This window comes from Carnobacterium inhibens subsp. inhibens DSM 13024 (assembly GCF_000746825.1).
GTDB classification, from domain to species: domain Bacteria; phylum Bacillota; class Bacilli; order Lactobacillales; family Carnobacteriaceae; genus Carnobacterium_B; species Carnobacterium_B inhibens.
Window position 1 is genome coordinate 316,814 of the sequence record NZ_JQIV01000006.1, and the last position, 24,490, is coordinate 341,303.

Below are 24,490 nucleotides of genomic sequence, written 5' to 3' on the forward strand. Positions count from 1 at the left end.
GACAGTAACCCATGAAACAATCAAAATTATTTATTCCAACTTTAAGAGATGTACCTAATGAAGCAGAAGTTCTAAGCCATAAAATGTTATTAAGAGCAGGATATATCAGACAACTATCTAGTGGGGTATATAGTTACTTACCATTAGCAAATCGTGTATTAGAAAAATTAAAAACGATTATGCGTGAAGAATTTGAAAAAATCGATGCTGTTGAAATGTTGATGCCTTCTCTATTGCCTCGCGAATTATGGGAAGAATCTGGACGTTATGAAACGTATGGCGAAGATTTAATGAAATTAAAAGATCGTCATGGACGTGACTACCTTTTAGGACCTACTCATGAAGAAGCCTTCACGACATTGATCCGTGATGAAATCACATCCTACAAACGGTTGCCGCTTTCTTTGTATCAAATCCAAACAAAATTTAGAGATGAAAAACGACCTCGTTCAGGCCTGTTAAGAGGAAGAGAATTTTTAATGAAAGATGCCTATTCTTTCCACGATAGTTTCGAAAGTTTAGATGAAACGTATCAAGATTTTGAAAAAGCTTATACAAGAATCTTTGAACGTTGCGGATTGAATTTCCGTAGCATTATTGGAGATGCAGGAGCGATGGGTGGAAGCAACTCTAAAGAGTTTATGGCAATCTCTGATATTGGAGAAGACACGATTGTTTATTCTGATTCAAGTGATTATTCAGCTAACTTAGAAATGGCTACTAGTTTCCATATGCACAAAAAATCGCTGGAAAATGAAAAAGAGTTAGAAAAAATTGAAACACCAAACAGCAAAACAATTGCTGATGTTTCCTCGTTCCTAGAAGTCGAACCAGAAAAAATTATGAAGAGCTTATTATTTATTGCAGATGAAAAACCTGTTTTAGTGATTGTTCGTGGCGATCATGAAGTAAATGATGTGAAATTGAAAAATTATCTTGATGCAGCCTTTTTAGAATTAGCAACGGAAGAAGAAACAGTGAAATACCTAGGTGTTAACGCTGGTTCAATCGGACCTATAGGCGTTAATGACGACGTTAGAATCCTTGCCGATGTCTATGTTCAAGATATGACAAATGCCATTGCAGGAGCTAACGAAAACGGTTATCACTACTTAAATGTAAACTTAGAACGTGATTCGAACATTGAGACATATATTGATTTGCGTTTTGTTCAAGAAGGCGAGTTATCTCCAGATGGACAAGGTGTATTGAAATTTGCAAAAGGAATTGAAATTGGTCACATCTTTAAACTAGGAACTCGTTATTCAGAAGCTATGAATGCGACAGTATTAGACAATAATGGTCGTTCTATCCCTGTTGTAATGGGATGTTACGGAATTGGTGTTAGTCGCTTATTATCAGCTATCACTGAACAACAAGCTACTGAAGAAGGCTTGAATTGGCCAAGACACATCGCACCATATGAATTGCACTTGATTCCGGTCAACATGAAAGCAGAGGACCAAGTAAGTTTATCGAATGATTTATATGAATCATTACAACAGGCTGGCTTTTCTGTATTGCTTGATGATCGTAATGAACGTGTCGGTGTGAAATTTAAAGATTCAGATTTAATTGGGATGCCTATCCGTATTACAGTAGGGAAAAAGGCTCAAGAAAATATTGTTGAATTAAAACTTAGAAAAACAGGAGAAGCTTTAGAAGTTCGCACCGATGAATTGGTCGAAACGTTAAATATTCTACTAAGTTCTATTTAATAGCACAAAGACACTACTATTAAAGGAGTTCAAACAAGTACGCACATCCACTTGTCTGGCTCCTTTTGCCATTATTCTTTTTTTATAATAGTGTTGTTTCTTTAGTTCTATCGTTGTAAGTGAAAGGAGTTTCTCATGAGTTTAAATCAAGAAGAAATGTTTCAAAAATTACTAGAACAAGTAGGTTTGCAACATGAAGAACGGTACAAACCTTATTTTACTCAAGCCAAAGTTTTAAAAGTAACGGTCCATAAGTTATCAAAATGTTGGAATTTTCACTTGCAGTTTCAAGATGTTTTGCCTTTTGAAGTGTATCAAAATCTTTCTGAAAAAATGCAATTGGCTTTCCATACTATTGCACGGGTCCAATTGACCATTGAAACGGTCAAGCCTGTAATGACAATTGAAAAATTAGAACATTATTGGTCAACTGCAGTGAAATTAAGTGCTGTGTCTTCTCCGATATGCGATAAGCCGTTTAGAGAACAGTTTCCATTGTTAAACGGTAAAAAAATCCAATTTTATGTAGAAAACGAAGTGGTAAAGGGACATTTAATGAATCAATATTTGCCCCCAGTTGAAGAAGCATATGGTTCTTTAGGCTTTCCAAAATTCAAAATTGAACCAGTGATCGATGAAGCATCTCATTTGAAAAAAATAGCCGAGTTCCAAGCAAAAAAAGAAGAATCTGAAACTCTTTTGGCTATTCGTGCGAATGAAAACATTCAAAAAGCTGAACAAGAAAAGAAACAAAATAAACATCAAGTTCAAGCACAAAAAGGTCCAGTTGTGTTAGGTCGAAAAATTTCTGCTAAAGAAGAAGTTAAACAAATGGATCAAATTATCGAAGAAGAACGCCGTGTAACCGTTGAGGGTTATGTATTCGATGTAGAAGTAAGAGTATTGAGATCTGAAAGACAATTGCTTATCGTGAAAATAACAGACTATACATCTTCATTCTCAGTAAAAAAATTCTCGAATTCACCAGAGGATGAAGCGGCATTTGCGGCGATCAAAAAAGGAATGTGGGTTCGAGCAAGAGGAAGCGTTCAAGAAGATAACTTTATGCGGGACTTAGTGTTGAATGCTCAAGATATTACTGAATGGGATCATGAATCACGTAAAGATACCGCACCAGAAGATGAAAAACGTGTAGAATTGCATTTGCACAGCAATATGAGCCAAATGGACGCAACCAATACTGTTACAGATCTAGTCGATCAAGCAGCTAAATGGGGACATAAAGCTGTTGCGATAACCGATCATTTTGGTGCTCAATCTTTCCCAGATGCTTATCATGCGGGTCAAAAAAATGGCATAAAAATTCTTTATGGAATCGAAGCTAACATTGTAGATGACGGTGTACCTATAGCTTATAATCCTAAACATATTGAACTAACGGACGCAACCTACGTTGTTTTTGACGTCGAAACAACAGGTCTTTCAGCTGTCTATAATAAAATTATCGAGTTATCTGCCGTTAAAATGCATAAAGGCAATATTATTGAAAGTTTTGAGCATTTCATTGACCCAGGTCATCCTTTATCGCAAACAACGATTAATTTGACAGGAATCACAGATGAAATGGTTCATGGTTCAAAATCAGAAGAGGAAGTTTTAAAATTATTTAAAGAATTCGCAGGAGACTCTATTTTAGTTGCTCATAATGCGAGTTTTGATATGGGCTTTTTAAACACGAGCAATGCGAGACACAATATACCAGATGCTGTAAACCCAGTCATCGATACTTTGGAACTGTCGCGTTTTTTACATCCACAATATAAGAGCCATCGTTTGAACACATTAGCAAAAAAATATGGCATCAATTTGGAACAGCATCACCGAGCTATTTTTGATTCTGAAACAACTGGACATCTGTGCTGGCTTTTCCTAAAAGAGGCCAAAGAAGAGCATGACATGCATTTCCATGATCAATTAAATGAGCATATTGGTGAAGGAGATGCTTACAAACGGGCTCGACCTTTTCATGCAACTATTATCGCAACAACTCAAGCAGGGTTAAAAAATCTTTTTAAACTGATTTCTTCATCGATGGTCGATTATTTCTATCGGACTGCACGACTGCCGCGCTCTGAAGTGATCAAGCTGCGCGAAGGCTTAATTATCGGAACAGCTTGCAACCAAGGGGAAGTTTTTGAAGCCATCATGCAAAAAGGTTTTGATGAAGCAAAAAATAAAGCCAAATTTTATGATTACATTGAAGTTATGCCAAAAGAAGTTTACGCCCCTTTGATCGAACAAGAATTAGTTAAAGATGAGTCTGATTTAGAAGAAATCATTCGCAATCTTGTTCAAATTGGTGAGGATCTAAATATTCCAGCAGTTGCAACGGGGAATGTGCATTATTTAAATCCTGAAGATAGCATTTATCGTAAAATATTGATCAATTCTCAAGGTGGAGCGAACCCTTTAAACCGGTCTGAATTGCCTGAAGCACATTTTAGAACAACAACGGAGATGCTAGAAACTTTTTCATTTTTAGGAGCAGAAACGGCACAGCAAATCGTTGTCAAAAATACAAATAAAATTGCAGATATGGTGGATGATTCTATTACACCAATAAAAACAGATCTTTACACTCCAAAAATTGAAGGGTCAGAAGATGAAATACGTCAATTGAGTTATGATGAAGCGCATAGACTATATGGAAATCCATTACCAGAAATCATTGAAAAAAGACTCGAAAAAGAACTGAACAGCATCATCGGAAATGGGTTCTCGGTTATCTATTTGATTTCGCAAAAACTGGTTCATAAAAGTATGTCAGATGGCTATTTGGTTGGTTCACGGGGTTCAGTGGGTTCCAGTTTTGTCGCGACAATGACTGGAATTACAGAAGTAAACCCAATGCCGCCACACTATAGTTGTCCTAAGTGTCAGTATTCTGAGTTTTATACAGATGGTTCTGTTGGTTCGGGGTATGATCTTCCAGATAAAAATTGCCCTGATTGTGGCGCTCGTTTGCACAAAGATGGACACGATATTCCTTTTGAAACGTTTTTAGGATTTTATGGAGATAAAGTACCCGATATTGATTTAAATTTCTCAGGTGATTATCAAGCAAATGCACATAACTATACAAAAGAATTGTTTGGTGAAGACTATGTTTTCCGTGCAGGAACGATTGGTACGGTAGCAGACCGGACAGCATTTGGATATGTAAAAGGGTATGAACGCGACAATAACTTGAATTTACGGGCTGCAGAAATCGATCGTTTAGCAAAAGGCTCTACTGGTGTCAAACGAACGACTGGTCAGCATCCGGGAGGAATTATCGTTATACCGGACTATATGGACGTGTATGACTTTACACCAATTCAATTCCCAGCAGATGCACAGGATTCAGAATGGAAAACGACCCATTTTGATTTCCATTCTATTCATGATAATGTTTTAAAATTAGATATATTGGGTCACGATGATCCAACGGTTATTAGAATGCTGCAAGACTTATCAGGTGTCGATCCTAAAACGATTCCTACTGATGATCCTGAAGTGATGAAGATCTTTGGTGGGACAGAAGTTCTTGGCGTTACACCAGAACAGATTCAATCAAAAACGGGCACATTAGGAATACCAGAATTTGGTACACGATTTGTAAGAGGAATGTTAGAAGAAACGAAGCCGACAACGTTTGCTGAATTGCTTCAAATATCAGGATTATCACATGGAACGGATGTATGGTTAGGAAATGCAGAAGAGCTGATACGCTTGAATGATATTCCTTTATCCGAGGTAATCGGTTGTCGTGATGATATCATGGTCTACTTGATCCATAATGGTATGGAAGACGGGTTAGCCTTTAAAATAATGGAATCCGTTCGTAAAGGTAAAGGCATTCCAGATGATTGGCAAAAAGCGATGCGAGATGAAAATATACCGGAGTGGTACATCGATTCTTGTTTGAAAATCAAGTATATGTTCCCTAAAGCTCATGCTGCAGCCTATGTATTAATGGCTTTACGTGTAGCTTATTACAAAGTTCATTTCCCTATTCTTTACTATGCTGCCTATTTCTCTGTCCGGGCAGATGACTTTGATTTAGTTGCCATGTCTAAAGGCAAAGAAAGTATCAAAGCTAAAATGAAAGAAATTACGGATAAAGGATTGGATGCTTCAACGAAAGAGAAAAATCTCTTAACTGTTTTAGAGTTGAGTAATGAAATGGTTGAGCGAGGCTTTAATTTTAAAATGGTAGATCTAGAAAAATCAGATGCTAGTGATTTTGTGATTGAAGGTAATTCATTAATTGCACCTTTTAGAGCTGTACCAAGTTTAGGAGCAAACGTTGCTAAACAAGTTATTGAAGCACGAAAAGACAAACCGTTTCTTTCAAAAGAAGATCTGGCTAAAAGAGGAAAAGTTTCTAAAACCGTTATTGAGTATTTAAATGAAAATGGAGTGTTAAAAGGGTTGCCTGATGAAAATCAATTGTCTTTATTTGATCTCTTTTAATGTGTCCTTTTGTTTAAAGCAATTTTATTTTTTCAGTAAAATGCAACTAGAAAGACTTATTTGATAGTGTTTTGTTGCTTATTGATTAAATATATGGTACTATTTATTTGGATTTAGATATTCTGTTGAGAGTGAGCGGTGACGCTCACTCTTTTTCGGCAGTAAGTTAGAAAAGTAACTATAAGGAGGCGAAAAAAGTTGAGCAATGTGACAGAAACAGTAACTGAAATCGTACAACCTATTGTTGAAAGTAATCAGTTTGAATTAGTGGACATTGAATTCATAAAAGAAGGTAAAAATTGGTTTTTAAGAGTTTATATCGATAAACCAGAGGGTGTTGATTTAGAGGATTGTGCATTAATTAGCGAGAAAATCAGCGAAAAAATGGATAAAACGGATCCAGATCCTATACCACAAGCCTACTTCTTGGAGGTTTCATCTCCTGGAGCTGAAAGACCACTAAAAAAAGAAGAAGACTATATCAATGCAGTTGGGGAATACATCCATCTCTCATTATATGAACCGGTTGACGGCGAAAAAATCTATGAAGGCACATTAAAGGAAGTAAATGATGAAACCTTAACATTGACTATTCGCATTAAAACAAGAGTGAAAGATATCGAATTCAACCGAAAAACAATTGCAAAAGCCAGAAGAGCTATTCAATTTTAAACTAAATTAATGTTAGAGATAGGAGAGAAGAAAAAAATGAGCAAAGAAATGTTAAATGCTCTTAATGCTTTAGAACAAGAAAAAGGAATTTCAAAAGAATTTGTTGTTGAAGCATTAGAAGTTGCGTTGGTTTCAGCTTACAAAAGAAACTACAACCAAGCGCAAAACGTTGAGGTTGAATTTGATTTAAAAAAAGGGAACATTCATGTTTACTCCGTTAAAGAAGTGGTAGATGTAGTTTATGATTCTCGCCTTGAAGTGGGTATTGAAGAAGCGTTAGACTTAAATAAAGCTTATGAGTTAGGCGACAAAATTCGTTTTGAAGTAACACCAAAAGATTTTGGACGAATTGCTGCTCAAACTGCAAAACAAGTCATCATGCAACGTGTGCGTGAAGCAGAAAGAAATATCATTTACAATGAGTTTATTGCTTACGAAAATGACATTATGCAAGGAATCGTTGAAAGACAAGATCACCGTTACATTTATGTGAATTTAGGAAAGATCGAAGCTGTCTTGTCTAAACAAGAACAAATTCCTAATGAAGTATACAAGCCTCATGACCGTATTAAAGTGTATGTAACAAAAGTTGAAAATACATCAAAAGGGCCTCAAATCTTTGTTAGTCGCAGTCACCCAGATTTGTTGAAACGCTTATTTGAACAAGAAGTTCCTGAAATTTATGATGGTGTTGTTGAAATTGTTTCTATCGCTAGAGAAGCAGGAGACCGCGCTAAAGTGGCTGTTCGTTCTAGAGAGGAACACATTGATCCAGTTGGAACTTGTGTGGGACCTAAAGGACAACGTGTTCAAGCAATCGTCAATGAATTAAAAGGGGAAAACATGGATATCGTTGAATGGGATGCAGATCCTGCAACTTATATCGGAAATGCTTTGAATCCGGCTCAAGTTGTCAGTGTGACTTTTAACGAAGCTGCCGGCAGCTGTTTAGTAGTTGTCCCTGACTATCAACTTTCTCTTGCAATCGGTAAACGTGGTCAAAATGCTCGTTTAGCTGCTAAATTAACTGGATACAAGATCGATATCAAATCTGAAACAGACATGGAGGCTATTACTATGGCTAAAGAAGAAGTTGGATTAGAAAAAGATGTAGAGTATGCTGAAGTAATTGAAACGATTGAAAGTCAAGAACAAGAATTGAATGAAGAAGAAATCATTGAATCTGTTGAAGATCTTGATACTGAATTTGACGAAATCTCAATTGATGACGACGTTGAAGAAGGAAATCTAGATGCTGAATCTGCAGAGGAATTGATTGAATTAGCCGAAGAACGTGACGGTATGGAAGACTAACAAGAGGTGAGAATAATGCCAAAACGTAAAATTCCTATGCGGAAATGTGTGGTTTCTAATGAGATGAAACCTAAAAAAGACATGATCCGAATTGTGATCAATAAAGAAAATCAAGTATCTATCGATCCAAGTGGTAAGTTACCTGGAAGAGGTGCTTATGTCTCTATCGAACCTGAAATTGTCCAATCTTCATGGGATAAACATGTCTTGGATAAAGTATTGGGCACATCATTAGATGATCATTTTTATCAAGAGCTTTTAAATTATGTTACGCATCAAAAAGCTAGGATGAGTTTATGATAGAGGAACAAAAGGTGTTAAATCTCTTAGGTATGGCAACCAGAGCAGGTAAGCTTACAACTGGAGAAGATCTAAGTTTAAAAGAAATCAGAAATCAGACCGCGAAAGTTGTCATTGTTGCTACTGATGCAAGTGAAAATACTAAGAAAAAAATCTCGGATAAGTGTATTTATTATCAGATTCCTTTTATAATTCACTTTACGAGAAGTGAATTAAGCCAAGCAATAGGAAAAGAACGAACCATTTGCACCGTCACGAATAATGGCTTTGGAAAAAAATTCCGAGAATTATTATCGATTTAATTGGAGGGTGATAACATGGCTAAAAAACGTGTATATGAGTACGCCAAAGAATTGGATGTACCAACAAAAAGTGTTATTGATAAGGCTAAAGAACTTGGAATCGACTATAACAGTCATATGTCTGCTATGGATGATAAACAGGTAGAAAAGCTAAATACTATTTTTGTTTCAAACAATAAAAGTAACGCAGTTTCTAAAAATAACGACCCCAAAAAAGCAACGAGTACGTCAAGTACAAAAAATCAAAAAGGTGGTAATCCTATAACGAATCAGAAGAATCAATCCAATCAATCACAACCAAATCGCCCAGCATCAAAAGAAACGAATGCTGTTACAAGTAAACCGAAAAACACAACAACTGTAAAACCAGCTTCAACAAGTAAACCAGCAGCTAAACCAGCTGCATCAACAAAACCAAAAACGCAAACAAGCAGTCAAACTGCTCAAAGCGGAACTGGAAATCAAGCACCACAACGTGCAGCTGCTGCTCCAGCAGGCAATAAGAATAAACGTACTGGTAACAGACCGTTTAACCGTGGAAGTGTGGGAACACATGGCGGATTCAACAAACGTAAGAGAAAAGGTAAAAAAGGTGAAACTAAACCAGTAGCACCTCCAGTAGCTCGTAAGTTTAAAGAATTACCTGAAGTTCTTGTGTATACAGACGGTATGACTGTAGCGGATATTTCTAAAAAGATCTACCGCGAACCAGCTGAAATCATCAAAAAATTATTCATGCTTGGTGTCGTAGCTACATTGAACCAAAGTTTAGGCAAAGAAGCGATTGAATTATTGGCTGAAGAGTACGGCATTGCAACAGAAGAGAAAGTTCAAGTAGATGTGTCTGATTTAGATGTTTACTTTGAACAAGAATCTGCTGAAGAAAATCTAACTACTCGTCCACCAGTAGTAACGATCATGGGACACGTTGACCATGGTAAAACAACGTTGCTAGACTCACTTAGAAATACAAAAGTAAGTTTGGGCGAAGCTGGCGGAATCACACAACATATTGGTGCTTACCAAGTAGATGTTGATGGAAAAGTCATCACATTCTTGGATACTCCAGGACATGCTGCGTTTACAACGATGCGTGCTCGTGGTGCTGATGTAACAGATATTACGATTATCGTAGTAGCTGCAGATGATGGGGTTATGCCACAAACGGTTGAAGCTATCAATCATGCTAAAGCAGCAGAAGTTCCAATTATCGTAGCAGTAAATAAAGTAGATAAACCAGATGCTAATCCTGAACGAGTGATGCAAGAATTAACAGAATACGGTTTGGTTCCGGAATCTTGGGGTGGAGACACGATATTCGTTGAAATCTCAGCTAAGTTCGGTCAAAACTTAGACGAATTATTAGAAATGATTTTACTTGTAGCTGAAGTTGAAGACTTAAAAGCTGATCCTAAACGTTTAGCTCTTGGTTCAGTAATCGAAGCTCGTTTAGACAAATCTAAAGGTCCAATTGCGACTTTACTTGTCCAAGAAGGAACTCTTAACGTAGGAGACCCTATTGTAGTAGGGAACACTTATGGTCGTGTACGTGTAATGGTCAACGAAAATGGCCGCCGTGTTAAACATGCTGGCCCTTCTGCTCCAGTTGAAATCACTGGATTAAACACTGCTCCTCAAGCTGGAGATCAATTTGTTGTCTTTGAAGACGAAAAAACAGCTCGTGCAGCAGGAGAAACACGTGAGAAAAAAGCGATGGCTGAGCAACGTTCAGCAACGAACCGTGTAACGATTGACAACTTATTCTCTAGTTTACAAGAAGGAGAATTGAAAGAAGTTAATGTTATCATTAAAGCTGATGTACAAGGTTCTGCCGAAGCACTATCATCAAGTTTGCAAAAAATTGATGTAGAAGGCGTACGCGTGAAAATGATTCATACGGCAGTTGGAGCAATTAACGAAAGTGATATTACTTTAGCAGCTGCAAGTAATGGGATCATTATCGGGTTTAATGTTCGTCCGACTCCACAAGCAAAAATCCAAGCTGAACAAGAACAAGTAGATATTCGCTTGCACCGTATCATTTATAACGCAATCGATGAAATTGAAACAGCTATGAAGGGTCTATTAGATCCTGAATACGAAGAAAAAGTAACAGGACAAGCTGTAGTTCGTGAAACATTCAAAGTATCTAAAGTTGGTACAATTGCTGGTGGATTTGTTACGGATGGCTACATTACTCGTAGCAGCAGTATCCGCTTGATTCGCGATAATATCGTTATTTTTGAAGGCGAATTAGCAAGTTTGAAACGCTTTAAAGACGATGCTAAAGAAGTGAAAAAAGGTTTTGAATGTGGATTTATGATTAAAGATTACAACGAAGTTCAAGTGGATGATATTATCGAAGCTTATGAAATGGTTGAAATCAAACGCAAATAATTAATATAAGAAAGTAGGGGTAAACATGGCAAACCATAGAATTGGACGTGTTTCACAAGAAATTCAAAGAGAAGTAAATGACATTTTGAAAAAACGCGTGAAAGATCCCCGTGTTGCTGATGTAAACATAACCGATGTTCGTGTAACAGGTGATCTTCAACAAGCAACTATTTTCTATAGTATTTTATCTGATAAAGCTAGTGACCGTGAAAAAACGCAATTAGGATTAGATAAAGCTTCTGGCTTAGTCAGAAGAGAGTTAGGCCAACGCTTAACGCTTTACAAAACACCAGAATTAACATTTGAACGTGATGCATCTGTTGAATATGGTAACCATATTGATGAATTGTTGCGTAATTTAAATAAAGATTAAAAAGAATATAAGTATAAAAGAACAGTGTCGAGACAAAATGTCTTAACACTGTTCTTTTTTTCTCAAAGTTCATTTTCTTTACTGTCTATATTTTTTTCGATAGACTTAATAGAGGAGGGACTTTATGTCAGATTTCTTAATAAGCTTACAAACAGAGATAGGAATACCAAATCTATTTTTTGATAGTTGGACGCCAGTCTTTAGAATCCTTTTTTCAACATTAATAACCTATATATTGTTACTTATCAGTTTAAGAATTTTTGGGAATAGAAGTGTTTCAAATATGAGTATACAAGATGTTATTACTTCATTTACGATAGGTTCAGTAATTTCATCTACCTTGATTTTAAAAGAAGTTACTATAATCAATGGGTTTTTAGCTATTGTAGTACTCTTATTTTTGCAATTTCTCGTATCAAAAATTATTTTCAAATGGTCTTTTTTTTCAAAATACATCGATCCACCTCCAAAAGTTTTATTTTTAAAAGGTGAATTTTTAGAAAATACAATGAAAAAAAGTCGAGTAACTAAAGAAAATATTTATTCTGCTATTCGAACTCAAGCCAGGTGTTCATCTGATAAAGTTTTTGCGGTATTACTAGAAGCAAATGGTGAACTTTCTGTGTTGACTGATGTGAGTGTGAGTTATGAGAAAGAAATTACTAAATATTTAAACTAAAAAAAGTCTATCTTTGATAGATTTTTTTTAGTTTAAAAATAATAGGAACCACTACTATTTTAATGGATGACGGGTTTTCTAGAATTATGGTATACTAGGAGAGTTAAAAATGGAAGGTTGGGATTTAGCAATGGAAGGTATTCTCCCTTTATGGAAAGAACGTGGCATGACCAGCCATGATTGTGTATTTAAACTTAGAAAAATTTTAAAAACAAAAAAAATTGGACACACAGGTACATTGGATCCAGATGTAGATGGCGTGTTGCCTATTTGTGTTGGAAAAGCAACAAAAGTTGTTGAGTACATGATGGAGACAGGCAAAGGTTATATAGGTGAAATTACGCTAGGGTATTCAACAACGACAGAAGACCGTAGTGGTGAAATTGTTGAGCGTGTTAGAGTAGAAGCCATTCCAGCATTGGAAGCTATTGATGATGCAATGAAACATATGGAAGGGACCATCACTCAAATTCCTCCTATGTATTCTGCAGTAAAAGTAAATGGAAAAAAATTGTATGAGTATGCGCGAGCTGGTGAAACGGTCGAACGACCAGTTCGATTGGCAGAAATCAAGCAATTTAAACGGACATCTGATCTTGTAATAGATGAAGAAAATGGGACAGTCTCTTGGACGTTTGAAGTTGCTTGTGGCAAAGGGACTTACGTTCGTACGTTAGCTGTTGATTTAGGTGAAAAGCTTGGATTTCCAGCGCATATGTCTGATTTAACACGTATATTGAGTGGAACGTTTAAACCAAGTGATTGTTTGACATTAGAACAAGTTGCTGAAAAAATGGAACAATTAGAAATTGAAAAGCACTTATTTCCTTTAGAATTTGGTTTAAAAGAACTGCCTTCATTTGATATAACTGAAGATTTGTGGGATAAAGTAAAAAATGGAGCAGTCTTGCCTATTGATACTGTGCCTAAAGACTTAAATGTATCAATGCCCATCGTGTTCACTTATCTTCAAAAGGCAGTCAGCATCTATGCTGTGCATCCGAGCAAAAAGGATTACTTAAAGCCGGTTAAAGTTTTACGGAATAATTTATAAAGGAGTTTTCACACTATGGAAATTATTAGACTACATCACCCTTACCAAGTAGATGAAATCCCTAAAGATAATGTAGTACTCGCGTTGGGCTTTTTTGATGGAGTACATAGAGGTCATCAAGAAGTAATTGGCAGAGCAAGAAGTATTGCTGAGAAAGATCAGTTAAAATTAGCTGTTATGACATTTAACCAACACCCATCGATTGTTTTTCAAAAATTAAATCCGGATCATCATAAATATCTTTCAACAGTTTCCCGTAAAGAAGAGTTGATGGAAAAAATTGGTGTGGATTTTCTATATGAAGTAGATTTTACATCTGCTTTTGCTAGTTTGACACCGCAAGATTTTGTGGAACAATACATTGTTGGACTGCACGCACAAACCGTTGTAGCTGGTTTTGATTATACATTTGGAAAAAAAGAAGTGGCTTCTATGCATCATCTGCCGCAGTATGCTAAAAATCGCTTTGAAATTGTAGTAGTAGAAAAACAGACGCTCAAAGACGACAAAATTAGTTCTACACGCATTCGTTTAGCCTTAGAGGTTGGCGATATGGCTGTTGTTAATAATTTATTAGGTTACATCTATGCATCTCCAGGAAGAGTCGTTCATGGAGATGCAAGAGGCAGATTATTGGGATTCCCAACAGCGAATATAGAAGTAGAAAACCATGTGAAATTACCACGAACAGGCGTGTATGCTGTTAAAATTTTAGTTGGCGATCAATTGTATAATGGTATGGCTTCTATTGGTTATAACGTAACCTTTGAACCCAATCGGCCTTTAACGGTTGAAGTATACATTCTTGATTTCAATAAAGACATTTATGGTGAAGAAGTGACCGTTTTCTGGTATGAATACTTGCGTGATGAAGAAAAATTTGACTCAATTGATGCTCTAATTGAGCAACTTAAGCAAGACGAATTAGATACGGCACATTTTTTTGAACACTATAAAGAAATGCCACATGCAAATTTTTTAACTTGATTTAGGATTTGAAAAAAATAAAACATTTATGGAGGCTGGGATAAAAATCCCGGCCTCTTTCTTTATATACGAAAGTTTAATCTAAACCGTGCTCCAAAAAGCAGACTCGACGTCCACTTTGTCATGCCTAGTGGCTTCAGCTACGTACAGACAGGATACGCTTAGGCGTTAGCCTACAGTGCTTTTATTCAACGCTTGAGGGTTGATGACCATACAGCGCTTATGCCCTAGCTCTTACGGCTGTAGTCGCTTAGAGATAAATTATACGATAGAAGGCTCGGGTCTAAACACTTTTTGTCTCCCGCCCTTTTTTTGGATAAAATTAAAATAATATGAGGGGTTACTTTAATTGTTAAATCAACTTTATACATAATTAATGAATATATTTATCTAATATGCACTAATTTTTCGTTAATAAGCAGAAAAATACAAAAAAGAGCATAAAAAAACATTAATTGCTTGTTTTAATCTTTTTGCCATGTTAGGATACTTTCATGCAATAAATTTATGAAAATGAGGTGTCGTTATGAAAAAAGGAAAAGTAGTTTTAGCTTACTCGGGAGGATTAGATACATCTGTCTCCATTAAATGGTTGATCGACGAAGGATACGATGTAGTCGCTTGTTGTTTAGATGTTGGAGAAGGCAAAAACTTAGACTTTATTAAAGAAAAAGCATTAAAAATGGGAGCTAGCGCATCATATACAATCGATGCAAAAGAAGAATTTGCAAACGACTATGCATTGATCGCATTGCAAGCTCATACGTATTATGAAGGTAAATACCCTCTGATTTCTGCGTTATCTCGTCCGCTGATTGCTAAAAAATTAGTTGAAGTGGCTTTAAAAGAGGAAGCGGTAGCTGTAGCCCACGGCTGTACAGGAAAAGGAAATGATCAAGTTCGTTTTGAAGTTGCGATCCATTCTTTAGCTCCCCAATTAACCGTCCTTTCACCAGTTCGTGATTGGACATGGTCAAGAGAAGAAGAAATCAATTATGCTATTGAACATAACATTCCTGTACCAATTGATTTAGATAATCCGTTCTCCATCGATCAAAATCTTTGGGGAAGAAGTAATGAGTGCGGCATTTTAGAAAATCCATGGATTGCTCCGCCAGAAGTTGCTTATGACCTAACTACCAGCTTAGAAGATACACCAGACATTCCAGAAATGATTGAAATTGAATTTTTAGCGGGTGTACCGGTAGCTCTTGATGGAGTTGAGTACAGTTTGCCGGATTTAATCCAACAGTTGAATAGCATTGCAGGAAAACATGGGGTGGGTCGGATCGATCATATTGAAAACAGATTGATTGGAATCAAATCTCGTGAAGTATATGAAGCTCCAGGAGCAGTAACGCTTATGACTGCTCATAAAGAATTGGAAGATTTAACATTCGTTAAAGATATCGCACACTTTAAACCCATAATCGAACAAAAAATAACAGAAATGATTTATAACGGTCTATGGTTTAATCCATTAACCGAAAGTTTAATTGCCTTTTTGAAATCAACTCAAAAATACGTGAATGGAACGGTTCGTGTAAAATTATTCAAAGGTCATGCGATAGTAGAAGGCAGAAAATCGCCAAATTCATTGTATGATGAAAACTTGGCAACTTATACTTCTGCTGATACGTTCAATCAAGAAGCTTCAGTTGGATTCATTAAGTTATGGGGTCTGCCAACAAAAGTGCATGCAGAAGTAAATAAAGTAAAAGATACAGTTAAATTAAAATAACTAAATACAACTAGTCAAATACAGTTAGGATGACAAAGATGAAAAAATTATGGGGCGGTCGTTTTGAAGGCGAAAATCAAAAATGGATCGATGAATTTGGAGCTTCCATTGAAGTAGATCAAGTTTTGGCTGAGGAAGACATAATTGGGAGCTTAGCTCACGTCAAAATGTTAGCCAAAACATCGATCGTCAGTCAAGAAGAAGCAGATGAAATTATCAAAGGATTAGAACGATTATTAGTAAAAGCAAAAAATAAAGAGTTGATATTTTCTATTGAAAATGAAGACATTCATTTGAATATTGAGACGCTTCTTCATAAAGAAATTGGGCCTGTGGCAGGAAAGCTGCATACGGCCAGAAGTCGCAATGATCAAGTAGCGACCGATATGCATCTTTATTTGAAAAAACAGGTTGGAGAAGTTTCTGAGCTGCTGGAAGACTTAAAAAAAGTTATTTTGCTAAAAGCTGAAGATCATGTTGAGACCATTATTCCTGGTTACACTCATTTGCAACATGCACAACCGATTTCTTTTGCTCATCATCTGTTGGCTTACTATAATATGTTTAAACGAGATCTCGAACGCTATCAAGAAAGTTTCAAACGAATCGATTTTTCCCCTTTAGGTGCTGCAGCTCTAGCCGGTACTACTTTTCCAATTGATCGTTTAGAGACTGCTGAACAACTAGGATTCAATTCTATTTATTCAAATAGTCTAGATGCGGTAAGTGATCGTGACTATATCATTGAGTTTCTGTCAAACAGCAGTATAGTGATGATGCATCTTTCCCGTTTTTGTGAAGAAATCATTCTTTGGACCAGTCATGAATACCAATTCGTTAGTCTGACGGATACTTATTCTACTGGAAGTTCAATTATGCCGCAAAAGAAAAATCCAGATATGGCAGAATTGATCCGAGGGAAAACAGGTCGAGTATATGGCAATCTATTTTCATTATTAACAATAATGAAAGGTTTGCCATTAGCTTATAATAAAGACTTACAAGAAGATAAAGAAGGTATGTTTGATACGGTAAAAACAACCAAAGAGTGTTTGAAAGTTTTTTCTGGCATGTTAGAAGGTATGGTCATCAATGAAGAGAAGATGAGTGAAGCAACAACTCAGGATTTCTCAAATGCGACTGAATTGGCTGACTATCTTGCTTCAAAAGGTATACCGTTTAGAGAAGCACATGAAATCGTGGGCAAACTTGTATTAAACTGCCTGAAGAATGGTGGGTTTTTACAAGATATTCCGTTAGCAGAGTTTCAAAAAGTCGCACCAGTCATCCAAGAAGATGTTTATGCCTTGCTGGACTCTCGTATGGCTGTTGAAAGAAGAAATTCTTTAGGCGGCACTGGATTCGTTCAAGTCAAACAAGAAATAAAAAAAGCTAAGAAAGAGTGCAGTTTAATCCAATAGAAACGGTATTAAAAATGGGCATACCATTTTTAATGCCGCTTTTTTTAATTAGAAATGCTGAAATATCAAGGTTAATGAGATCAATTAAAATAAACGTCAAAATTAGTCAAAAATTAAGCAAAAATTATTGACAGAATTAGTTATATTTGGTAAATTAATACATGTGTTAGCACTCAATAGTTTCAAGTGCTAAAAAGAGGTGATGTAAATGTTAACTGAAAGGCAGATTTTGATCTTAAAGTCTATCATTCGCTTATACACTTCATATGAGACTCCAATCGGGTCTAAGACCTTAATGAATGAAGCGGATATTAATTTTAGTTCTGCTACCATTCGGAATGAGATGGGACGTCTTGAAGAACTAGGCTTCATTGAAAAAACACATTCGTCATCAGGTCGTGTTCCTTCATTAAAAGGCTATCGTTTTTATGTGGACTATCTGGTTCATCCAGCAAAAATACAACAAAAAGATCTTGCAGTCATCAAGAGTGCATTAGGAAATCAATTTAGACAGTTGGATGAAATTGTTTTTCAATCGGCTGAATTGCTTTCAAGTTTGACCAGCTACACAGCTATCGCGTTAGGTCCTGAGATCAAAGAGAGTATCTTGACCGGTTTTCGTTTGGTACCATTAAATGATTATCAAGTCATGGCCATATTAGTTACCAATAAGGGCCATGTAGAGAACCAGGTATTTACTATTCCAAAATCAATGGATGCTAATGAGTTAGAAAAAATTGTTCGTATCTTTAATGAACAATTAGTTGGATTGCCACTAATGGAAGTCTTTAGAAGGCTGAAAACAGACATTCCTTTATTGTTGAACAAATATGTTAAGACAAGTGAAGGAATGATGGACATCTTTGAAAGTATTTTTATGAAAGCTGGACAAGATCGGATGCATGTAGGTGGAAGAATGAATATACTAGATTTCTCAAGTGAGTTGAATGTTGAGAAATTCAAATCTATTTATTCCTTAATGGATGGTACTCATGATTTATCTTCTCTATTGATTCCTAGTACATCAGGAATCACTGTGAAAATTGGCACTGAGTTAAATAATGAACTCTTTAATGAGTTTAGTTTAATTACAGCTAGCTATGATATTGCAGGATATAACTCAGGAGTTATCGCTTTGTTAGGTCCGACGAATATGCCTTATTCAAAAATGATTGGACTTGTGGATGTATTTAGACATGAGCTTTCAAGAAAAATAATCGACTACTACAATTCAGTAGATGATTAATCAAAAAGGAGCTGTTGATGTGGCTAGAAATAAAAAAGATAAGCAAGAACAAGAAGTCGTTGAAGAATCAACAATAGAAACAGTAGAAGAAACTCTTGAAAATAGAGCAGAAAATACTGAATCTGTTGAAGAAGAACAACAACCAGAAATTGATGAACTTGCTGAAGCAAGAGCTGCTTTAAATGAAATGGAAAACAAATATTTGCGTGTTCAAGCTGAAATGGCAAATATCCAAAAACGCAATGCAAAAGAGCGTGAAGATGCGGCTAAGTACCGTTCACAGTCTTTAGCAACAGAATTACTTCCAGTTATTGATAGCTTAGAACGTGCTCTAGCTATAGAAGTAAAAGATGAGCATGGAGAAAGTTTGAAAAAAGGGATCGAAATGGTAATGGAAACCTTCAACACTGCATTAAAAAATGAAGGAATTGACGTTATCGATCCTTTAAATAAACCTTTTGATCCTAATTTTCATCAGGCTATTCAAACCGTACCTGTTGAAGAAGGTCAAACAAGTGAAACAGTTGTACAAGTTTTACAAAAAGGGTATGATTTAAAGGGACGCGTATTACGTCCAGCAATGGTTATCGTTGCTCAATAATGCTTATAAAAATATAAAAAAACTAAAATAATATATAAATGAGGGATTTTAAAATGGGAAAAATTATTGGAATTGACTTAGGAACAACAAACTCAGCAGTAGCTGTATTAGAAGGCGGAGAAGCAAAAATTATTCCGAATCCAGAAGGTAACCGTACGACTCCTTCAGTCGTTGCTTTTAAAAATGGAGAAATGCAAGTAGGAGAAGTTGCAAAACGTCAAGCTGTAACAAACCCTAACACAATTAGTTCAATCAAACGTCATATTGGCGAAGCTGGCTATTCAGTAGAAGTTGATGGAAAAAAATACTCTCCACAAGAAATTTCTGCAACTATTCTTCAATACTTGAAAGGCTATGCTGAAAGTTATTTAGGCGAAACAGTTGATAAAGCTGTTATCACTGTTCCTGCTTACTTCAACGATGCACAACGTCAAGCAACTAAAGATGCAGGTAAAATTGCTGGTCTTGAAGTTGAACGTATTGTAAATGAACCAACTGCTGCTGCATTAGCTTATGGTTTAGACAAAACAGACAAAGAAGAAAAAGTATTAGTATTTGACCTTGGTGGTGGTACATTTGACGTTTCTATCCTTGAATTAGGTGACGGAGTATTTGATGTATTGTCTACTGCTGGAGACAACAAATTAGGTGGAGATGATTTTGATAACAAAATCATGGACTACTTGGTAGCTGAATTCAAAAAAGAAAACGGCATTGACTTATCTAAAGATAAAATGGCTGTTCAACGTTTGAAAGATGCTGCTGAAAAAGCTAAAAAAGACTTATCAGGTGTAACTTCAACACAAATCAGCTTACCATTTATCACTGCTGGTGAAGCTGGACCAATGCACTTAGAAATCAACTTAACTCGTGCAAAATTTGACGAATTAACTTATGACTTAGTAGAACGTACTAAAGGACCTGTTCGTCAAGCTCTTAAAGATGCTGGATTGTCTACATCTGAAATTGACGAAGTTATCTTAGTAGGTGGATCAACACGTATTCCAGCTGTTGTAGATGCTGTACGTAAAGAAGCTGGTAAAGAACCAAACAAATCAGTTAACCCTGATGAAGTTGTAGCAATGGGTGCTGCAATCCAAGGTGGAGTTATCACTGGTGATGTTAAAGACATCGTATTATTAGATGTTACTCCATTATCATTAGGTATTGAAACAATGGGTGGCGTATTTACTAAATTGATCGATCGTAATACAACGATCCCAACAAGTAAATCACAAGTATTCTCAACTGCTGCTGATAATCAACCAGCTGTTGATGTACACGTTATGCAAGGTGAACGTCCAATGGCAGCTGACAACAAAACATTAGGTCGCTTCCAATTGACTGATATTCCTGCTGCACCTCGTGGTATTCCTCAAATCGAAGTAACATTTGATATTGATAAAAACGGAATCGTTAACGTAAGTGCGAAAGATTTAGGAACTCAAAAAGAACAAACGATTACCATTAAATCTTCTTCAGGTTTAAGCGATGAAGAAATCGAACGTATGGTTAAAGATGCAGAAGCTAACGCTGAAGCAGACAAAGCTCGTAAAGAAGAAGTAGAATTACGTAACGAAGTGGATCAATTATTATTCCAAGTTGATAAAACGATTACTGAACTTGAAGGTAAAGTTGATGAAGCTGAAGTTAAAAAAGCTGAAGAAGCTCGTGACGAATTAAAAGCTGCTGTTGAAGCAAATGATATTGAAGCAATGAAAACTAAACGCGATGCTTTGAATGAAATCGTACAAGCTCTAACAGTTAAATTGTATGAACAAGCCGCTCAAGCTCAAGCAGAAGCTAACCCTGAAGATGCACAAGAAGGAACACAAGGTGGATCTGACGATGTTGTAGATGCTGATTTTGAAGAAGTCGATGACGACAATAAATAATCGTATCAATAGATGATGGAATGAGAAAGCCAAGGCAAATTGCTTTTGGCTTTTTCTTCTAGATATGCTATGCTCATTAAGGCTAATTTAGAGGATAGATAAAAATTGTCATACGTAACGATGGAGGGAAATTATGGCTAAAAGAGACTTATACGAAGTATTAGGAGTATCAAAAAGTGCTTCCGATGATGAAATAAAAAAGGCATACCGAAAATTATCAAAGAAGTTCCACCCAGACATTAATAAAGAAGCTGGGGCAGAAGAAAAATTTAAAGAAGTTGCTGAAGCTTATGAAGTATTAAGTGATGCGAATAAACGGGCTGCTTACGATCAATATGGTCATGCAAGTACTGATCCAAACTTTGGAGCAGGCGGTGGCGGATTCGGCGGCGGTGGCTTTGGTGGTGGTTTCGGTGGCGGCGGATTTGAAGATATCTTTGAATCATTCTTTGGTGGCGGAGGTCGTTCATACAATCCAAACGCTCCTCGCCAAGGAGAAGATTTACAGTACTCTTTAAATCTTGAATTTGAAGAAGCTATCTTTGGTAAAGAAACAACGATCAGCTACAACCGTGAAGAAGAATGTAAAACGTGTCATGGTGATGGTGCTAAACCTGGTACTCACCCTGTAACGTGTTCTAAATGTCATGGTACAGGTTCATTAAATGTTGAACGGAATACTCCGCTTGGTCGAGTAATGACTCGTCAAACCTGTGATGTTTGTCATGGTACTGGTCAAGAAATTAAAGAGTCTTGTCCAACTTGTCATGGTTCTGGACACATGAAAGACAAACATACGGTTAAAGTGACTGTCCCTGCAGGTGTTGAAGATGGAAATCAAATGCGCTTGAACGGTCAAGGTGAAGCCGGTAAGAATGGCGGACCATACGGCGATTTATATGTTGTTTTCCGTGTGAAACCCAGCAAAGAATTTGAACGAAATGGATCAGAAATTTATTATGAATTGCCGATCAATTTTGTCCAAGCTACTCTAGGGGATGAAGTTGAAGTTCCAACCGTCCATGGTAAAGTTAAACTTAAAATACCTGCTGGAACTCAAACAGAAACGAACTTCCGCTTGAGAGGCAAAGGAGCACCAAAATTACGCGGTACAGGTACTGGAGACCAACACGTAAAAGTTAAATTGATGACGCCAAAAAATCTATCAAAAGAACAAACAGACTTATTGAGACAATTTGCTCAAGCGAGCGGTATGGAAGTTGAAGAACAAGATGGTTCTATTTTTGATAAAGTAAAAGACGCATTTAAAGCAGATAAGAAAAAGAAATGAACCGATTGGTTTAATAAGAATTAGCATTATGTATGATCTGAAAGAAAACCTAAGCGATCGCTTAGGTTTTCTTTTGCCTTAAACGTTAGTTTCTCTCTAATACATTGTAATTCAAGGCTTTCACTGGTATAATTTACAGTGACACTTTTTCGGAATAAATAAAGAAGGTAGGCACGACTAAATGAATAAACAGGAATTAACTGAAAGACAAAAACGCATTCGGAATTTTTCCATTATTGCCCATATCGACCATGGAAAATCAACATTAGCCGATCGTATTTTACAAATGACACATACGGTTGCTGATCGTGATATGCAAGCACAATTATTGGATTCTATGGATCTTGAACGTGAGCGTGGAATCACCATCAAATTAAATGCGATTGAATTGAACTATACGGCAAAAGACGGCGAAACGTACACGTTACACTTGATTGACACACCAGGACACGTCGATTTCACATATGAAGTTTCAAGAAGTTTGGCAGCCTGTGAAGGAGCTATTCTTGTTGTTGATGCAGCACAAGGAATCGAAGCTCAAACATTGGCAAACGTTTATCTTGCTTTAGACAACGATCTTGAAATCATACCGGTTATCAATAAAATCGATTTGCCAGCTGCAGATCCAGAGCGTGTTCGTGCTGAGATCGAAGATGTTATTGGGATCGATGCAAGTGAAGCTGTTTTTGCAAGTGCTAAAGCAGGTATTGGAATCGAAGATATCTTAGAACAAATCGTAGAAAAAGTTCCTGCTCCAGTTGGCGACACTGACAGCCCTTTGAAAGCTTTAATATTTGATTCAGCTTACGATGCATATCGTGGAGTGGTATTGAATATCCGTGTGATGGAAGGGATGATCAAACCTGGAGATACCATGAAGATGATGAGTAATGGGAAAACTTTTGAAGTAGCTGAAGTGGGGATTTTCTCACCCAAACCGATCAAACGCGATTTCTTGATGGTTGGGGACGTTGGATACGTTACAGCTAACATCAAAACTGTTCAAGATACTCGAGTTGGGGATACGATCACATTAGCTAACAATCCTGCTGCAGAATCATTAGAAGGATACCGCAAAATGACGCCAATGGTTTATTGTGGAATGTACCCAATTGATTCATCTCGTTATGGCGATTTAAGAGACGCTCTAGATAAGTTGCAATTAAACGATGCAGCTTTACAATTTGAAGCTGAAACTTCTCAAGCGCTTGGATTTGGGTACCGTTGTGGATTCTTAGGACTATTGCACATGGACGTTATTCAAGAACGTCTTGAACGTGAATTTAACCTAGACTTGATTACAACAGCTCCATCCGTTATTTATCATGCTAACTTAACAGATGGTACTCAAAAAATCGTAGCGAATCCGGCTGAAATGCCTGAACCAGGTGTGATTGAATCGATCGAAGAACCTTACGTTAAAGCAACAATCATGGTTCCAAATGATTACGTTGGTGCGGTTATGGAAATTTCACAACGCAAACGTGGCGACTTCTTAACAATGGATTACATGGACGATAACCGAGTAAACGTAGTTTATGAAATTCCATTATCCGAAATTGTCTATGATTTCTTTGATAAATTAAAATCAAGTACTAAAGGATATGCTTCTTTAGACTATGAAATGATTGGTTATAAGAAGAGTGATCTATCTAAGATGGATATTCTATTGAACGGCGAAAAAGTAGACGCTTTAGGATTTATCGTCCATAAAGACTTTGCTTTCAACCGTGGAAAAGCTATCGTTGATCAATTGAAGACGATCATTCCAAGACACCAATTCGAAATTCCAGTTCAAGCAGCAATCGGGCAAAAAATTGTTGCGCGTTCAAACATCAAAGCCTTGCGTAAAGATGTTACAGCTAAACTTTATGGTGGTGACGTAACCCGTCGTCAAAAACTATTGAAAAAACAAAAAGCTGGTAAAAAACGGATGAAACAAGTCGGATCCGTAGAAGTACCTCAAGAAGCATTTATGTCCGTTCTTAAGATGGATGACGAGTAAAAAAATGGTACAATTAAA

Annotated in this window: 18 protein-coding genes; all 18 read left to right on the forward strand. The window is 36.6% G+C overall.

Annotated features, from left to right (window positions below):
* Positions 1-11: 11 nt before the first annotated feature.
* The gene (locus BR65_RS02700; protein WP_034536583.1) at positions 12-1,718 is read left to right on the forward strand and encodes a proline--tRNA ligase; all 1,707 of its coding nucleotides are present in this window, start codon (positions 12-14) and stop codon (positions 1,716-1,718) included.
* A 135-nt stretch (positions 1,719-1,853) separates the two neighbouring features.
* Complete coding sequence (locus BR65_RS02705; protein ID WP_034536584.1) at positions 1,854-6,194, forward strand: PolC-type DNA polymerase III; 4,341 nt, start codon at positions 1,854-1,856, stop codon at positions 6,192-6,194.
* A gap of 198 nt (positions 6,195-6,392) precedes the next feature.
* Positions 6,393-6,866: a ribosome maturation factor RimP gene (gene rimP, locus BR65_RS02710; RefSeq protein WP_034536588.1), complete on the forward strand. Its 474-nt coding sequence runs from the start codon at positions 6,393-6,395 to the stop codon at positions 6,864-6,866.
* A 36-nt stretch (positions 6,867-6,902) separates the two neighbouring features.
* The gene (gene nusA, locus BR65_RS02715) at positions 6,903-8,180 is read left to right on the forward strand and encodes a transcription termination factor NusA (RefSeq protein ID WP_023177801.1); all 1,278 of its coding nucleotides are present in this window, start codon (positions 6,903-6,905) and stop codon (positions 8,178-8,180) included.
* Positions 8,181-8,195: 15 nt separating this feature from the next.
* Positions 8,196-8,480 carry an RNase P modulator RnpM gene (rnpM, locus tag BR65_RS02720; RefSeq protein ID WP_023177803.1) on the forward strand — a complete coding sequence of 95 codons (285 nt, stop codon included), beginning with the start codon at positions 8,196-8,198 and terminating at the stop codon, positions 8,478-8,480.
* The gene (locus BR65_RS02725) at positions 8,477-8,782 is read left to right on the forward strand and encodes a L7Ae/L30e/S12e/Gadd45 family ribosomal protein (protein ID WP_023177805.1); all 306 of its coding nucleotides are present in this window, start codon (positions 8,477-8,479) and stop codon (positions 8,780-8,782) included. The genes rnpM and BR65_RS02725 overlap by 4 nt, the downstream gene beginning before the upstream one ends.
* 15 nt (positions 8,783-8,797) lie before the next feature.
* Complete coding sequence (gene infB / locus BR65_RS02730; protein WP_034536592.1) at positions 8,798-11,179, forward strand: translation initiation factor IF-2; 2,382 nt, start codon at positions 8,798-8,800, stop codon at positions 11,177-11,179.
* 25 nt (positions 11,180-11,204) lie between these two features.
* Positions 11,205-11,552, forward strand: a complete 348-nt coding sequence (gene rbfA / locus BR65_RS02735; protein WP_023177807.1) for a 30S ribosome-binding factor RbfA — start codon at positions 11,205-11,207, stop codon at positions 11,550-11,552.
* Between the two features lie 124 nt (positions 11,553-11,676).
* Positions 11,677-12,231, forward strand: a complete 555-nt coding sequence (locus BR65_RS02740; RefSeq protein ID WP_023177808.1) for a DUF421 domain-containing protein — start codon at positions 11,677-11,679, stop codon at positions 12,229-12,231.
* Positions 12,232-12,361: 130 nt separating this feature from the next.
* Positions 12,362-13,285 (forward strand): tRNA pseudouridine(55) synthase TruB, encoded by a 924-nt coding sequence (gene truB / locus BR65_RS02745; RefSeq protein WP_034538584.1) that lies wholly within the window; start codon positions 12,362-12,364, stop codon positions 13,283-13,285.
* A gap of 15 nt (positions 13,286-13,300) precedes the next feature.
* Positions 13,301-14,272, forward strand: coding sequence for a riboflavin biosynthesis protein RibF (gene ribF / locus BR65_RS02750; protein WP_023177810.1), 972 nt, complete (start codon positions 13,301-13,303; stop codon positions 14,270-14,272).
* Positions 14,273-14,798: 526 nt separating this feature from the next.
* Positions 14,799-16,013: an argininosuccinate synthase gene (locus BR65_RS02755; RefSeq protein ID WP_023177811.1), complete on the forward strand. Its 1,215-nt coding sequence runs from the start codon at positions 14,799-14,801 to the stop codon at positions 16,011-16,013.
* A gap of 38 nt (positions 16,014-16,051) precedes the next feature.
* Positions 16,052-17,434, forward strand: coding sequence for an argininosuccinate lyase (gene argH, locus BR65_RS02760; protein WP_034536594.1), 1,383 nt, complete (start codon positions 16,052-16,054; stop codon positions 17,432-17,434).
* A 208-nt stretch (positions 17,435-17,642) separates the two neighbouring features.
* Positions 17,643-18,680, forward strand: coding sequence for a heat-inducible transcriptional repressor HrcA (gene hrcA / locus BR65_RS02765; protein WP_023177813.1), 1,038 nt, complete (start codon positions 17,643-17,645; stop codon positions 18,678-18,680).
* Between the two features lie 19 nt (positions 18,681-18,699).
* A complete protein-coding gene (gene grpE, locus BR65_RS02770; RefSeq protein WP_023177814.1) occupies positions 18,700-19,281 on the forward strand; it encodes a nucleotide exchange factor GrpE in 582 nt (193 codons plus the stop codon).
* A 53-nt stretch (positions 19,282-19,334) separates the two neighbouring features.
* The gene (gene dnaK / locus BR65_RS02775) at positions 19,335-21,176 is read left to right on the forward strand and encodes a molecular chaperone DnaK (RefSeq protein WP_034536595.1); all 1,842 of its coding nucleotides are present in this window, start codon (positions 19,335-19,337) and stop codon (positions 21,174-21,176) included.
* Positions 21,177-21,306: 130 nt separating this feature from the next.
* A complete protein-coding gene (gene dnaJ, locus BR65_RS02780; protein ID WP_156098840.1) occupies positions 21,307-22,467 on the forward strand; it encodes a molecular chaperone DnaJ in 1,161 nt (386 codons plus the stop codon).
* A gap of 181 nt (positions 22,468-22,648) precedes the next feature.
* Positions 22,649-24,472: a translation elongation factor 4 gene (gene lepA, locus BR65_RS02785; protein ID WP_034536598.1), complete on the forward strand. Its 1,824-nt coding sequence runs from the start codon at positions 22,649-22,651 to the stop codon at positions 24,470-24,472.
* The last annotated feature ends 18 nt before the right edge of the window (positions 24,473-24,490 follow it).